Origin of the sequence: Nocardia sp. 2TAF39, from assembly GCF_052114905.1 — a bacterium.
In the GTDB taxonomy this organism is placed as follows: domain Bacteria; phylum Actinomycetota; class Actinomycetes; order Mycobacteriales; family Mycobacteriaceae; genus Nocardia.
In genome coordinates, this window is the sequence record NZ_JBFRFQ010000024.1 from 86897 (window position 1) to 101327 (window position 14431).

General features: G+C 66.3%; 10 protein-coding genes and 1 pseudogene. 6 read left to right on the forward strand and 5 right to left on the reverse strand.

The features are described from left to right. Window positions 1–115 precede the first annotated feature (115 nt). A complete protein-coding gene (locus tag AB4Z47_RS17285) occupies window positions 116–646 on the forward strand; it encodes a hypothetical protein (RefSeq protein WP_441951919.1) in 531 nt (176 codons plus the stop codon). A 28-nt stretch (window positions 647–674) separates the two neighbouring features. Here the strand turns inward: AB4Z47_RS17285 and speD are convergent, their stop codons facing one another. Then, window positions 675–1082 (reverse strand): adenosylmethionine decarboxylase, encoded by a 408-nt coding sequence (gene speD / locus AB4Z47_RS17290; protein ID WP_441951921.1) that lies wholly within the window; start codon window positions 1080–1082, stop codon window positions 675–677. A 5-nt stretch (window positions 1083–1087) separates the two neighbouring features. Then, complete coding sequence (locus tag AB4Z47_RS17295) at window positions 1088–2473, reverse strand: aspartate aminotransferase family protein (RefSeq protein WP_441951923.1); 1386 nt, start codon at window positions 2471–2473, stop codon at window positions 1088–1090. A gap of 427 nt (window positions 2474–2900) precedes the next feature. On the opposite strand from AB4Z47_RS17295, the gene AB4Z47_RS17300 reads away from it, so the two are divergent. The 3 genes from AB4Z47_RS17300 to AB4Z47_RS17310 all read left to right on the forward strand — a co-directional run bounded on the left by AB4Z47_RS17300 (window position 2901) and on the right by AB4Z47_RS17310 (window position 5955). Then, a complete protein-coding gene (locus AB4Z47_RS17300) occupies window positions 2901–3611 on the forward strand; it encodes a hypothetical protein (RefSeq protein ID WP_441951925.1) in 711 nt (236 codons plus the stop codon). 356 nt (window positions 3612–3967) lie between these two features. Then, window positions 3968–4759: an SDR family oxidoreductase gene (locus tag AB4Z47_RS17305; protein WP_441951926.1), complete on the forward strand. Its 792-nt coding sequence runs from the start codon at window positions 3968–3970 to the stop codon at window positions 4757–4759. 401 nt (window positions 4760–5160) lie between these two features. Next, complete coding sequence (locus tag AB4Z47_RS17310; protein WP_441951928.1) at window positions 5161–5955, forward strand: isopentenyl transferase family protein; 795 nt, start codon at window positions 5161–5163, stop codon at window positions 5953–5955. 59 nt (window positions 5956–6014) lie between these two features. Here AB4Z47_RS17310 and AB4Z47_RS17315 read toward each other — a convergent pair whose 3' ends face one another. Then, complete coding sequence (locus tag AB4Z47_RS17315; protein WP_441951930.1) at window positions 6015–6626, reverse strand: TetR/AcrR family transcriptional regulator; 612 nt, start codon at window positions 6624–6626, stop codon at window positions 6015–6017. A gap of 70 nt (window positions 6627–6696) precedes the next feature. On the opposite strand from AB4Z47_RS17315, the gene AB4Z47_RS17320 reads away from it, so the two are divergent. Together AB4Z47_RS17320 and AB4Z47_RS17325 are read left to right on the forward strand one after the other, a co-directional pair. After that, window positions 6697–7257: a peroxiredoxin-like family protein gene (locus tag AB4Z47_RS17320; protein ID WP_441951932.1), complete on the forward strand. Its 561-nt coding sequence runs from the start codon at window positions 6697–6699 to the stop codon at window positions 7255–7257. Beyond that, on the forward strand, window positions 7254–7931 hold the full coding sequence (locus tag AB4Z47_RS17325; protein ID WP_441951933.1) for an anthrone oxygenase family protein: 678 nt from the start codon (window positions 7254–7256) through the stop codon (window positions 7929–7931). The genes AB4Z47_RS17320 and AB4Z47_RS17325 overlap by 4 nt, the downstream gene beginning before the upstream one ends. A 125-nt stretch (window positions 7932–8056) precedes the next feature. On the opposite strand, the pseudogene AB4Z47_RS17330 reads toward AB4Z47_RS17325, so the two are convergent. After that, a pseudogene (locus AB4Z47_RS17330) lies at window positions 8057–8434 on the reverse strand (putative immunity protein); the annotation flags it as partial. A gap of 187 nt (window positions 8435–8621) precedes the next feature. After that, window positions 8622–14420, reverse strand: coding sequence for an amino acid adenylation domain-containing protein (locus AB4Z47_RS17335; RefSeq protein WP_441951935.1), 5799 nt, complete (start codon window positions 14418–14420; stop codon window positions 8622–8624). Between the last annotated feature and the right edge of the window lie 11 nt (window positions 14421–14431).

The window sequence follows — 14431 nt, forward strand, 5'->3', positions numbered from 1 at the left end:
TCCGTGGCCGATCCGGCGCACGCATCGACCACGGCTGGGAATTCCTGAGATGTGCGTCGGCGCGCGAGCAGCCGGTACCGTAATGCCGGCAATGCACCAGAGGCAGGTAGGTGAGATGACAACGGTGCGGGCGGGTGTCGTCCCGACGCAGCGCGCGGCGCTCTACAGCGTGCTCGGCATCCTGGTGACGGTAACGATCTGCGGCGCGTTCGTGGCCGCATTCGGCGCCAACCGGGTGTTCACCGGCCTGCTGGCCGGTGCTGTCGCGGGTGTCGCCGCGTTGTCGGCGTTGTTCACCAGAGACGCCGTCGTGCTCACCGACCACGCCATCTACCGGCGCACGCCGTGGACGGTGTCCAGCATCGCGTGGGATCGGGTGGTGGCCGGCCGGTTCACCCTCGACGAACGGTCCCGCTGGTCGCTGGCGCTGGACCTGTCCGGCGGCGACGAACCCCATGGCGAGTTGGTCCTACTGTCCATACCGCCGGTGGTCCGCCCGGTCACGGGCGCCTACGACCTGCGCAAGCGCGACCAGGTCACCGAGATCCGGGCGGTCCTGCGCCGCAAGCGGATTCCGGTGACGGTCCTGCCGCAGATCGCGGGCGCGCTGCAGGAACACTGGCAGATCGCACCGCCGACCCACTGATCGCCGCAGCGAACAGCTCGCTGTCACCTCACATCCGGCTCGACCCGGCTTCCGCGGGATTCCGGTCGGTACGTCCGCGAGAGAAAGTGTGCAGGCTGAGTGTGGTGGGTTTGAGGGCGTCGGCCACGAGGCGAGTGGCATACCCGGGGTCCGCTCGTTCCCCACAGGTGAACACGTCGACGAATGCGGCACCGATTTCGGGATAGGTGTGAATGGACGCGTGTGACTCCGACAGCAACAACAAGACGGTGATCCCGTGCGGAACAAACCTTTTGGAGGTGATATCGATGACTGTGGCGCCTGCCATGGCGAGCGATCCGGCAAGGATGTCGCGGAGCAACTCCTCGTCGTCCAGCAGCGCAGGATCGATGCCTTCGAATTCGGCGATCGCGTGCCGCCCGGTGAATGCTCCGACTGCGGTCGATTCTTCGCGCACCCCGGTCACAACCGCCGCCAAGCATCACTCAGGACGGCGCGTAGTATTTGCTCTATCTCGGCGAAATGTGTTTCGTCGCAGATCAACGGCGGGGCCAACTGGATGATCGGGTCGCCGCGATCGTCGGCTCGGCAGTACAGGCCGGCCTCGAAAAGCGCCTTCGACACGTACTCCCGCAGCAGTACCTCCTTTTCCTCGTTGGTGAACGTTTCGCGAGTCGCTTTGTCCTTGACCAACTCGATACCGAAGAAGAATCCGTCGCCACGGATGTCTCCGACGAGCGGAAGATCATAAAGACGCTCGAGGTAGGAGCGGAAGACGTGGGTGTTGGTGCGGACGTAATCGTTGAGCTGTTCGCCCTCGATGATGTCGAGGTTGGCGAGGGCGACCGCAGCCGCGACGGGATGCCCACCGTAGGTGAAGCCGTGCGCGAACCAGTCGCGATCGGCCAGGAACGGTTCGGCCAGCCGTTCGTCGGCGATCATCGCCCCGAGCTGGGCATAGCCGGAGGTCAAGCCTTTCGCGCAGGTGATGATATCGGGTCGGAGGTCGTAGCGCTGCGAGCCGAAATACTCGCCGAGCCTGCCGAATCCGCAGATCACTTCGTCGGCGACGAGCAGGACGTCGTAACGGTCGCAGATTTCTCGAACACGAAGAAGGTAACCCGGGGGCGGCGGTATGCAGCCGCCAGCGTTTTGTACAGGTTCGAGGAAGACGGCCGCGACGGTGTCGGGCCCCTCCTGTTCGATGGCTTCGGCGACCTGATCGGCGGCCCACTGCCCGAATTCGAACAGATCCGAAGACTGATCGTGCCGCCGATAGTAATTCGTGTTGGGCACGCGGATGACCGACGGCACCAGCGGCTCGAAATCGTTTCGAACAGAGGGCATTCCGGTGATCGAAAGAGCACCCATGGAAGTGCCGTGATAGGACATGACCCGAGAGATCGCCTTGTGCTTGAGCGGACGGCCGGTGCGTCGGAAGTAGGCGCGGGCGAGCTTCCACGCCGTCTCGACCGCTTCGGAACCACCCGTAGTGAAGAAAACCCGGTTGAGATCGCCGGGAGCGAGTTCGGCCAGCCGTGCGGCCAATTCGATCGCAGGCGGGTGGGCATAGGACCAGAGCGGAAAGTAGGCCAGTTCACCGGCCTGTTTAGCGGCGGCTTGGGCCAGTTCTTGTCGGCCATGGCCGACTTGCACCACGAACAGGCCGGAAAGTCCGTCGAGGTAGCGGCGGCCTGCCGCATCGTAGACGTAAGGGCCGTCGCCGCGCACAATGACGGACGCGGGCGAAGTGTCCTGAGTGGAATGTCGGGTGAAGTGCATCCACAGGTGATCTGTAGCGGCGCTGGCCGCGCCGGAGTCGTGAAGGGTCACAGTTTCTGCCTGCATCTGGGACCGGCTGGCCGGTACCCGTTTTCGTAGAGTCGAGTCACCCGAGTCTGTCCCCGATACGTGGCCCGGAGAAGTCGGGAAATCCCTACATCGGCAGGCGAATTCAGGGGCTGGTGCCGTTCACCATCCGTACAGCTCGGCCAGGCCACGACGTCGTACTGTTCTGAAACGAATTTCAGGTGGCTTCAGGTTGCCTTCAGCACACCCTGCGATGGTAGTGACCATATTCGAGACAACAACTCCCGCAGGAGGTTTCACCATGGATGCCATTCTTCGCCACGCACTCGGCGGCCTGCGCTGGCTGCTCGTCGGCGCCGAACTCGACGCCGACCGGGGAACCGTGGTCCGGGAGGTCGAACAACAACAGCAATAGCCGCACCTCACGTATTCGCACCATTCGAACAACTGGTTAAGGTTCCGAGAAATGATTCTGCGCAAGATTGCCACTGCATCGACGCTTGCTATCGCGGTTGCCGCCATCACGACCGGAAATGTCAGCGCCGCGCCTCACCCCACCGACAGCGGCACAGTCGGCTACACCGCTACCACATCCGAAGAGAGCGCGGTCGTCCACATCGATTCGGGCTCGATGGCGGTCGAGAACGGGGTATTCGAGGTCAAAGCAGCCGATGGCACAGTACTCGCAGGCACCCCGCTGGAATTCCGCGTCGACGATTTCGTTTTCCCCATCGCCGCCGATATCAAGGGCCGGACCGCCACGCTCGTACCGCAATTCGACATCGAGCATGCCGATTACCGTCCGGTTGCGCTCCCCTTCGAAGACCAGGCTCAATGGAAATCGCCGTACGACCGTGAAGTCGCGGCCTTCACTCGGTTGAAGGACACCATCGCATCAGGGGCTGCGATCGGCACCACAGTCGGCGGTATCGGCGGGGGCCTCGTCGGCTGTGTGCTCGGTGGCATTGCCGGCGCCACCGTCGCCGCTGCGACCATCATCGGCATGTTCGGACCGTTCATCCCGGCCGCTGCCGTCGGCTGTCTGGGTGGCGTCATCGCCGTGGGCGCACTCGGCACCCTCGCCGGTCAACTGTTCGTCACGGCACCTGTCGCCATCGCTGCCCTCGTCCAATACTTCACCACGATCAATCAACCCTTCACCCCGCCGACCAAGTAGGACACTCATAGGCCCGCACAGGCAACGTCTTTCGGAACACGGACTTGAAAACGCCGCGCAGCGCCGCTATCAGCCCATTACCCGCGACTCCGCCGTGCAGGTCGAAAGTCGCGCCAGCCACTCGGTTCAGACCGGAACGGCGGCAACAACGATCATCTCGGGATTGATGTGCGTGGTGATCGCCGCGAGCGGATCGTAAATGGACGGCTGCGGCGACATCGGCAAGGTCCGCCGACATTGCGATCGGGGTCCGAGGTGAGTGATTCGCGCCACCCCTGTCACAGTCCGTGCTCCTGCATCGTCGTTCCAGTGAGGCGGTGGGAACCACCCCATCGAAACCTAGATCGGAGACAGTCATGGCCACGAAGATTCTGGTCACCGGCGGCACCGGCACCCTGGGCCGTCAGGTCCTTCCCCTGCTGCGGAACACCGGTGCCGACGTCCGCGCGCTCAGCCGCAGTGCGCGCGAACCGGTCGACGGCGTCGAGTTCGTAGCCGGAGATCTGCTGCACGACAGGGGAATCAATGCCGCCGTCGCGGGTGTCGACACCATCCTGCATCTGGCGGGCGACGCCAAGGGCGACGAGGTGGCCACCGAAAACCTGATGCGGGCCGCGGCCGCCGCGGAAGTGGGGCATGTGGTGTATATCTCGGTGACCGCCGCCGAGCTGCTTCCGCTGACCTACTTCCGCGCGAAGTTCGCCGCCGAGCAGGTGGTCGCGGAATCGGGCGTCCCGTGGACCACGTTGCGCGCAGCGCAGTTCCACGACTTCGTGCCGAATCTGGTGGAGGCGATGCTGAAGTCGCCGGTGCTGCCGATCCTGGGCGGCGTGCACGTCCAGCCGGTCGATGCACGAGTGGTGGCGGCCCGGCTGGTGGAATTGGCGCTCGGCGCGCCTGCCGGACGGATGCCGGACCTGGTGGGGCCGACCGTGATCGGCATGCGTGAGCTGGTCCGGGACTACCTGAAGGCGCTCGGCAAGCGCCGCGCACTGCTGGCTGTCCGGGTGCCTGGCAAAGCGGGCCGCGTCTACCGCGCGGGTGAGAACCTGGTGCTCGACGGCGCCGATGTCGGCAAACTGACCTGGGAGGACTACCTGGCCGAGCGCGCCGATCGACCGGTGTCGGGTACCGCGCCGACATTCTGAACGCCTGGAATCCGAAACCGCCTGCACAAGCAGCGAACTGAAGCCGTTGGAGCGCGTGCTCGAACCGTGTGGCGATTCCGCCTTGACAGTCGCCAGGATCAGAAACTATGCCTGTTGCGGTCAGCGTTCCTGTTGTGGAAGCGGGGGCAACCGGTGTGAACTCGAAACACAGCGCCGCACGGCACAAACCAAAAGTGAGACAGAGCCGAATACTGGACAGGCCCCTGTAGTATCTGCGGGACGCCGAACGCTTCGAGCGCGAAATACTCGACCCGAGCCGCGACCTGAACCCTACGATGTGATGGATAGTGGTATGGCTGCGCAACCCTCGTTGAAGACACTGCGCGAGGTGCGCTGGAAGAATGCCTCGGCCACTACGGCATCAGTGTGAAGAGATAGTCGTGTCCGTCAGAACAGTTGCGCCCGAAGCGCACGTCCACCTCATCGTTGGCGCCACCGGAGTCGGCAAGAGCGCACGGGCCACCAGCCAGGCGCGTATCTTGCGGGCACCAATCGTCGTCGCCGACCGGATCCAGTGCTTCACCGACCTTGCCACGACCAGCGCATGTGGTGCGATCGATCTCGACGCTCAGCCGCGACGGCACTTCCTCGATGAGCGGACCATCGATCAAGGCGACTATCCGACCGTCGACGCACATGGCGCGCTACGCCGCACCTTGGTCGCGCTCTCCCGAGAAAATCGCTTGATCATCGTCGAAGGCGGGTCGATCTCCCTACTCACCGCTTTCTTCGACAGCATCGACGACTTGCCATTCCGGTTCACCGCCGAGCTGCTGCCGATTCCTGACCCGGTCATCTACGCCGGACAACTCCTATCCAGAGCCCACCGCACGCTCGCCCCGCCACATCCCGAGCCAGGAATGCTGCACGAACTATCTGTTGCATGGGCCCGCACGGCGCAACGGGAATTTGTCACGTCCATCGTCGGATTCGGCAGCCTGATTCGGTGGTGCCTACACCGCGGCGTCCGCCCCGACGCGCTCCTCGACCTCCCCGTCGACTCGACCGAGACCTCCGATCTCGCAGCTGCGGTCGCCCACGAGCATGGCCTCTACGGGGCACAACAGCAGCGTGCCTTCGACGCGTTGCTACTCGCACACCAGCGCTGGCGTTCCGCGACAACGTCCCATCACCACAACCGTCGCCGCTATGAATCACCGTTACCCGAAATGTGAGTGTTCAGTGGCGACTCATATTGCGGCTATCGCTGCGCGCAGCGCCGCCGCCTCCGATGTCAAGACTCGAGGCCGCGTAGCACGATCTGAACGCCATTCCGGAATTCGTCGTCGACCGACATGTTCTTGGCCTGCCCGGCCGTCTGCGCCAGATGCGGATAGTCCTCGGGGGACAGTTGCGCCATCGCGACCGTACCCCGGCCCGACAGCGGCGCGTAATGCTCGTTCTGCAGGAAGCCGAGCAGGAATGCGACCAACGTGCGTTGGGCGATCACTCGTGCGCGTCCAGTGAAACCGCCTTCGGTGAGCACGGCGAGCATGGCCTCCATCACGCGCAGCGATTCGACCGAGGACTGGCGATGCCGCAGCACCAGCGGCACAGCGGCCGGATGGGCCGAGAACCCGGCGCGGATGTGTTCGAGCAGTAGCGTCGTGCCCGCCTTCCAGTCGATCCCGGCAGGCCGCGTCGTGTCGATCGAGGCAAACATCTGGTCCGCGATCAGCATCTCGAGTTCGTCGCGGTCGCGAACGTAGCGGTACAGCGCCATGGTGGCCACACCGAGCTCCCTGGCCACGGCGCGCATGGTGAGCGCGGACAGGCCGTCACGGTCGAGCACGGAGAGGGCGGCCGACGCGAGATCGGCGTTCGTCAGTGAGCGAGGGCGGGGCACGGGTTGACAGCGTACAAGGTACACGCATACTTGCTGTAGGCGTACGATGTACACCTATGAGAGGAGTCGAATGTCCTTCCCGACCGCCGTTCCCGCCCGGACCCTGATCGCCGTCTCCGGCGCGCAAATCCAGGTGCCGGATCCGGATTGCCTGATCCATCTACAGTTCCGCAGGTTCGCCGGCTGCCCGGTGTGCAATCTGCACCTGCGTTCGATCGTCACCCGCCAGCACGAGATCATCGCGGCGAACATTCGCGAAGTGGTCGTATTCCATTCCAGCGAGGAGGAATTACGCAAGTACTCCGCAGAGCTGCCGCTGGACGTCATCGCCGACCCGACCCGGAAGCTCTACCGCGAGTTCGGCGTCGAGAAATCGCCAAGGGCGCTGCTCGACCCGCGCGGCTGGCCCGCCATCCTCCGCGGCGTCGCGCATGACGTGCGCGCCACACTGCGCGGAAAACAGGCCGCCCCGCCCGCGAAACCCGAAGGCGGCAGTCTCGGGCTGCCCGCCGATTTCCTGATCGCCTCCGACGGCCGCGTGCTCGCCGCGAAACATGGTGAACATGTCTACGACCAGTGGTCGGTCGACGAATTGCTCACCCTCGCACCGGCCATAGAGCGTCGCCCGTGACGACAATCGAAAGTCCCCTGGCAGCAAGGGCATTCGCGTTGCTGTTCAGCGGGCTGCTCGCGGGGGCGTTCGGCTACGGGGCGGTCAACGTGCTGTACGCCTTCCGGAGGGTGCCGCTGGACGTCCGATTTACGTTCCACACCGCCCTGATGAGCGTGAACGGCCTTGTCATGCAATCACTGATGGGCCTGACCATCCTCTCCACGCTGGTGTTCGCTGTGCGCTCCACCGCTCGGAATCGTTGGTTCGCGGGTGGCGCGGCCGCGCTTTCCGTCGCGTCGTTGGTGATCACCCGGCTCGGCAACGTCCCGATCAACCAGCACATCAAGGTGTGGGCGGTCAGCGGTGCCCCAGCCGACTACGCCACGATCCTGGCCCGCTGGGAAGCGTTCCACTTCGCACGCACCGCCTGTGCGGTAGCGGCATTCCTGCTCGTCGTCCTGCTCACCCTGCTCCCCGCGAAGGAAGGTAGGCGACTGAGTGCAGCTGGCTATCCATGGTCAGTACTTGATCGGTCGGTGCCGTTCGAGGTTGTTTCGGGCTTGGTGTGGAGGACTTCGCGGGCCGGTTCGGTGGCGCGGGTGATACTTTCACTGGCCAGTCGTCGCAACGATGCGTCCAGTTCCCGTAATAGCTCTCCCACACGGCCGCGACCACTCGGGGCGGTCGGGTAGCGCATCAGGACGCTCACCACGATGGGGCCGGCCAGATCTCTTGCCTTCTCGATGTAGTCGGCGCCGACGTTACGGTCGTCGCCGGCATCGAGCTCGAAGGCCCGAGCCGCATGGGCCGCCGGTCCGAGGATGTGCAGGACCTGAGTCGCTTTCGCCAGGGGGTGCAGGAACGCCGCACTGGCCGCGGCAACGGCCGCGCGCGCAACATCGCTCGCCGCGGCCTGCCCTACATCGCGTGCCTCTTGATACGCCCGGTGTGCCGCCCACGCGCTGTCACGGATCGCCTTGGTCCGCTCGGCTCCATCCGCGAACGCCTGCGCAGCGTCGATCGCGGCTCGTGGGCGCTGATCCTCAGGGCGTTCACGTTCGAAGATCGCCAACGCGGGCTCCGCGCAGGCCACGGCATAGCCCGTGATCTCGCGCAGTTCAGCCATGCTGAGTTCGATCATCAGATTCTCGTCCGACACATTCATGACACTTAACCGTATCGTTGAACCAACCATTGAGACTTATCCGCGATACCGGTAGGACAGTGCGGCGAAACCTTCAAGCCGGTTGGCAGCTCGGGTCCCGCGGGATCGTCCTACCGCCGCCCTCGTGCACAGCGGACCGATTCTCCGACCGACCAATCCGGCAGCAACTGCTGGTGAGGAACACCTTTCGGTGCTCCTCACCAGCAGATCCCGGTCGTTACTCGGCGATCACGATCCGCACTTCGGCATCCGCCGCGTCGGTCGGTTCGCCGGGGACCACGAACCAGTGGGTCACCTCGCCGTCGGCGAGATCGCCGTCGAGGTCGCCGCTCGGAAGGACCGAGAGGGCGCCCGCGGTGGCGGCGGCCAGGAATTCCAGCAGGGCCGCGGAGCCGGACGAGGCGGCGGTGAACGTGGTCGACTCGTAGTCGATCCCGTACTCCTCGCGCACCCGCTCGGCCTGGGCGAGCGCCTCGGTCTGGGTGACCGCGACGACCCCGCCCGCCGTGGGAACGACGAATGCCGGGTGATCCTCGCCGAGCGGGCGCGCCCGATCCGTGTAGGACACCGGATGCGACGCCGCCGCGGCGAGCTCCTGCCGAACCTGCGGGTCGGCGAGTACCAGCCAGCGAATCTCGCTGTCGGGCACCGGTTCCAGGGCGATCCCGACCCCGGCGCCCGCCGCGGCCAGCTCCGCCGCCGACAGATCGCCCGCGAACAGGCAGGCCGCACCGGCCTTCTGCACCGCCCACACCGCGACCACGGCGTCCACCGAGCGCGGCAGCGCCACCGCGACGACGTCGCCCGGTCCCGCACCGCGATCGATCAGCACCCTGGCCAGCTGTGAGGAGCGCCGATCCAGCACGTGGTAGGCGACCTCGTCGCCGTCGGCAAGGAGCGCGGGCGCCTCCGGGTCCTCCTCGACGACCTCGCCGAGCACCTTGGCCACCGTGCGCGCACCCATCCGGCCGACCGGCTCCGGCACGGAAGCCGTTGCCGTAATACCGGATTCGACCAGCAGCTGGGCTCGTTCGCCCACATCCAGAATATCGATGTCGCCGACCAGGGAATCCGGATCGCCGACCAGCGCCTCCAGCACCCGGACCAGGCGCGCGGACAGGATTTCCACCTCTTCCGCAGTGAACCGGCTGCCCAGATACTTCAGGATCAGCTCGATGGTGGAGTCCGCGACCACCATCAGCGTCATCGGATAGTGCGTCGCATCGTTGATGCCGACACCAGTGACCGACATGCCGTCGATCGAGCTGGCCGCCGCAATCGCTTCATTGTCGATCGGATACGACTCGAACACCACCAGCGTGTCGAACAACGACCCGGTGCCCGCCACCCGCTGGATGTCGGTGAGCCCCACGTAGTGGTGCTCGAGCAGGTCGGCCTGATCTCGCTGCAACCGCTCCAGCAGCTTGCCGACGCTCTCGCGGTCATCGATCCGCAGCCGTACCGGCAGCGTGTTGATGAACAGACCCACCATGGACTCCACGCCGGACAGCTCCGCCGGACGTCCGGACACCGTCGCGCCGAACACCACATCGCCGCGACCGGTGAGCCGCCCGAGCAGAATGCCCCACGCCGCCTGCACCAGCGTGTTCACCGTGACGCCGAGTTCGGCGGCGTGCTTGGTGATCCGGCGGGTGCGGTCGGCGTCGATCTCGGTGGTCAGCTTGCCGATCTCGTAGTTCTCCTCGGCCCGCGGCTGCGGCGCGAGCTGCGTCGGCTCGGTGATGCCCTCCAGCGCCGACGCCCAGGCGCGCAGCGAAGCGTCCCGGTCACGCCCGGCCAGCCAGCCGAGGAAGTTACGGTAGGATGCCACCCGCGGCAGCGCCGTGTGGTCGCCGCGGACCGCATACAGCACCAGCAGATCCCGCAAGAGCAGCGGCATCGACCAACCGTCCACCAGGATGTGGTGGGTGGTGATGGCCAGGTGCCATTGTGCCTCGTCGCTGCGGAACAGCGTGAACCGCAGCAGCGGCGGGGTGGACATGTCGAAGTGCGTCGCCTGGTCGGCCGCGACCTGTCTGCGCAGTTCAGCGGTCCGCTGGTCGGCGGGCAACCCGGTGAGATCCACCTCGCGCCACGGCGCCTCGACCCGATCCAGCACCACTTGCACGGCCTGTCCGTCGGAGTCGGTGACAAACGCGCTGCGCAAGTTCGGGTACCGGTCGATGATGCCCTGTGCGGCCGCGTGCAGCCGTGCGACGTCCAGCACGCCGCCCAGGTCCACCACGGACTGAACTGTGTACACGTCCACGGTGGACTGGGTCATCAGCGCGTGGAACAGCAGACCGGACTGCAGCGGCGAGAGCGGCCATACCTCGGTCAGCGCCGGGTAGTTCCGTTCCCACAGCTCGAGGTCGGTCTGGCCGACCCGGACCAGCGGCATGTCCGACGGCGTGAAACCGCCCACGCCCGGCCGCCGGGCATGCGTGGCCAGCGCGGTGAGCGCCTCGACCCAGAGATCGGCGAACTCCTGCACCTGTTCCTCGCCGAGCAGCCCGGTCGGGAAGGCGAACGACGCACCCAACTGCGGGCCGTCCGCGCCGTCGGTGACGATCGCGTTGATATCGATCGTCGCGTTGGCGGGCATGTCGAGGTCCATGTCCACATCCAGCTGACCGAGATCGGCCACCGGCACCCAGCCGATCTCGGCTAGCTGCTCGTGGTTCGCCCCGGCCGACATCCGGCCCAGGTAGTTGAAGCTGATCTGGGCTGTGTCGGATCCCGCCCTGCTCCCCCCCGCGCTACCGAGGTGCGGCGATGTCTCCAGGTTCAGATGCCGCAGCAGGCCATAGCCGAGGCCCTTGTCGGGCACCTCGAGCAACTGCTCCTTGATCGACTTCACGATATCGCCCAGCGCAGCGCCACCGGCGAAGGCGTCTGCGAGGTCCGCGCTGGCCAGGTCGAGCCGGACCGGGTAGGCAGTGGTGAACCAGCCGACGGTGCGCGAGAGGTCCGCGCCGGCGACGACGTCCTCTTCGCGACCGTGGCCTTCCAGCTTCACCAGCACCGTGTGGTGTCCAACGGCGGCCTCCGGGTCTGTCGCTCCCGCCGAGCCGTCGCCACGCCAGCGGACGACGGCCATGGCCAGCGCCGACAGCAAACCGTCGTTCACGCCGCCACGGTAGAGGCCGGGGATCGCGGTGAGCACCGCGTCGGTGACCTCGGCGGACAGTGTGACCTGGACTCGCTCGACGGTCGCGTTCGTGTCGACCTCGGGGTCGAACGCGCGCGCGCCGAGCAGTGGGTCCGGCGTGGCCGAAACCTGCTGCCAGAACGGCAGTTCCGCGACCCGTTCCGGCGCACGCGCCGCGTCGAGGAGGCTGTGCGCCCAGCGCCGCATCGAGGTGCCGTTGGCGGGCAGCGCCACCGGCTGACCGGCGACCAGCTGCGACCAGGCGACCGCGAAGTCCGGGATCAGGATGCGCCACGACACACCGTCGATCACGAAGTGGTGCGCGGCGATCAGCAACACGTCGCGCCGCGCTCCGTCGAAGGCGAACCAAACGAACTGCGCCATCGCCGCATTCGCCGGATCGAGCCGGCCCAGCGCCGCGTCCAGCGCCTCGGTGCCGACCCGGGCCAGCTCCGCTTCGTCGGTGTCGGCAGCCAGCTCCACCCGATGCACCAGTGCGTCGATGTCGACGGCACCGCGCGGCAGCGCCTCGAACGTCCAGTCCGAGCCGGTGCGGCGCAGCCGTGACCGCAGCACGTCGTGATGGTCGAACACGGCCGCGATGGTGCCGACCAGGGTCTCCCGGTCGATGTCCTCGGGCAGTCGCAGCGCCATGGTCTGCGAGAACCGCTGGTAAGACGAGCCGCTCGCAAGGAACTGGGTCATGATCGGCGTCAGCGGGATCTCGCCGACACCGCCGCCGGGCAGTTCCTCGAGCTTCGTCTTTTCTGGGCCGCCGAGTGTCGCGATCTCGGCCAGCGCGGCGACGGTGCGTTGCTCGAAGACGTCGCGCGGGGTGAAGGTCACCCCACGCGTCTTGGCCCGCGACACCAACTGGATGGAGACGATGCTGTCACCACCGAGAGCGAAGAAGTCATCGTCGAGGCCGACCCGGTCGATGCCGAGCACATCGCCGACCACCTCAGCGATCACCTGTTCGGTCGGATTCTGCGGCGCACGGTAGGCGCGGGTATCCACGGCCGGTTCAGGCAATGCCCTACGGTCCAGCTTCCCGACCGGTGTCAGCGGGATCTCATCGAGCACGACGATCGCCGCCGGAACCATGTACTCCGGCAACGTCCGCCCGATCCGTTCGGTGAGCACAGCAGGCTCCAGCGTCGTCCCCTTGGCCGGCAGCACGTAGGAGACCAGCATCGTCGCGCCGGAACCCGACTCGCGACCGACCGTGACCGCGAACTCCACACCCGGCTGGGCCGCGAGCGCGGCATCGATCTCACCGAGCTCGATGCGGAAACCACGCACCTTCACCTGGAAATCGTTGCGGCCCACATACTCGACCACCGGGACGCCCCCGACCCTGCCCCAGCGCACCATATCGCCGGTGCGGTAGAGACGTTCACCGGGCGCACCGTACGGGTCGGCGACGAACCGCGCCGCCGTCAATCCCGGTCGCGCGTGGTAGCCACGCGTCAACTGGATACCACCCACATACAGTTCGCCCGCAACACCTTCAGGCACCGGACGCAGCCTGCTGTCGAGCACCAGCGACCGCATGCCGCGGATCGGACCGCCGATGGTGACCAGGTCACCAGGACGCAACGCGTCACTGATGTTGGTCATGATCGTCGTCTCCGTGGGCCCGTACCCGTTGTGGAACGCCCGCTCGGACACCCCCACCCACTTAGCCGCCAGATCAGCCGGAACCGCTTCTCCACCGGCCACGATCGCCCGCATACCCGACAACGCGTCCGAGTCCAGCGAGGCCAACACCGACGGAGTCAGGAAGGCATGCGTGACACCCTCGGCACGGATCAGATCGGCCAGCACCTCACCACCGAAGGTCAACGGCGGCGCGACCACGAGCCCGCCCGCCGAGCCGAGCGCGAGCAATAGCTCCAGCATCGACGCATCGAAGGACGGGGATGCGAACGCCAGCGCCCGCGAATCCCGATCCAAGCGATACCGCTCCACTTGCTCGGCGCTGAAGTTGGCCAAACCGGCATGGGTGACCACCACGCCCTTGGGTAGACCGGTGGACCCGGACGTGTAGATCACGTACGCGGTGTTTTCCGCCCGGATCACACCGCGCCGATCGGAATCGGCGATCGGAAGATCCGACTGCGCCTGCACTTCGGCCTGGAACTGCGGATCGTCCAAGGCCAGCCAGCCGGCACCGCTCGTGGTCGGCGGCAGCGCAGCGGCTTCCGCGGCGATCGTGAGGCCGAGCTGCGCACCCGAGTCGGAGACCATGTGCGCAATGCGGTCGGCCGGGTAGGCCGGGTCGACCGGCAGGAATGCGGCACCCGACTTGGCCACCGCCCACACTGCGAGCACCGACTCGATCGACCGCGGAATCGCCACGGCCACCAGCACCTCCGGACGCGCGCCACGGTCGATCAGGACTCGCGCCAATTGTGTGGAGGCGGAATCGAGTTCGGCGTAGGTCAGCGAGTGGCCCTCGAAGACGACGGCCGGACCGTGCGGATTCGCGGCCGCCGCGGCTGTCATGAGCTCCGGAAGGGTGCGCGGCCGCACTGCTGGGCCACCAACCCGAGTGAGCAGGTCCGTGCGCTCGGAATCCGCCAGGATCTCCAGGTTGCCGACCGGTTGTTCCGGTCGGGTCGTGATCGCGTGCAGCAGTCTGGTGAATCGCTCGGCGAACACTCGCACGGTGTCCTCGTCGAACAGGTCACGCGCGAAGGAGAATTCCGCGTACATGCCTGCGTTGTCGGGGTTGTCCCCCGCTTCCCGCATCGTCAGCGACAGATCGAACTTCGCGGTATCGACATCGAAATCGACCGCACCGACCCGCAACCCCGGCAGCTCGAAGCTGCTCTCGGGCAGATTCTCGAACGACAACGCCACCTGGAACAACG

Excerpts from the sequence above, each read along its gene's own strand:
- AB4Z47_RS17285 (WP_441951919.1), top strand. The coding sequence starts at position 116 with ATGACAACGGTGCGGGCGGGTGTCGTCCCGACGCAGCGCGCGGCGCTC.
- AB4Z47_RS17295 (WP_441951923.1), bottom strand. The coding sequence starts at position 2,473 with ATGCAGGCAGAAACTGTGACCCTTCACGACTCCGGCGCGGCCAGCGCC.
- AB4Z47_RS17300 (WP_441951925.1), top strand. The coding sequence starts at position 2,901 with ATGATTCTGCGCAAGATTGCCACTGCATCGACGCTTGCTATCGCGGTT.
- AB4Z47_RS17305 (WP_441951926.1), top strand. The coding sequence starts at position 3,968 with ATGGCCACGAAGATTCTGGTCACCGGCGGCACCGGCACCCTGGGCCGT.
- AB4Z47_RS17320 (WP_441951932.1), top strand. The coding sequence starts at position 6,697 with ATGTCCTTCCCGACCGCCGTTCCCGCCCGGACCCTGATCGCCGTCTCC.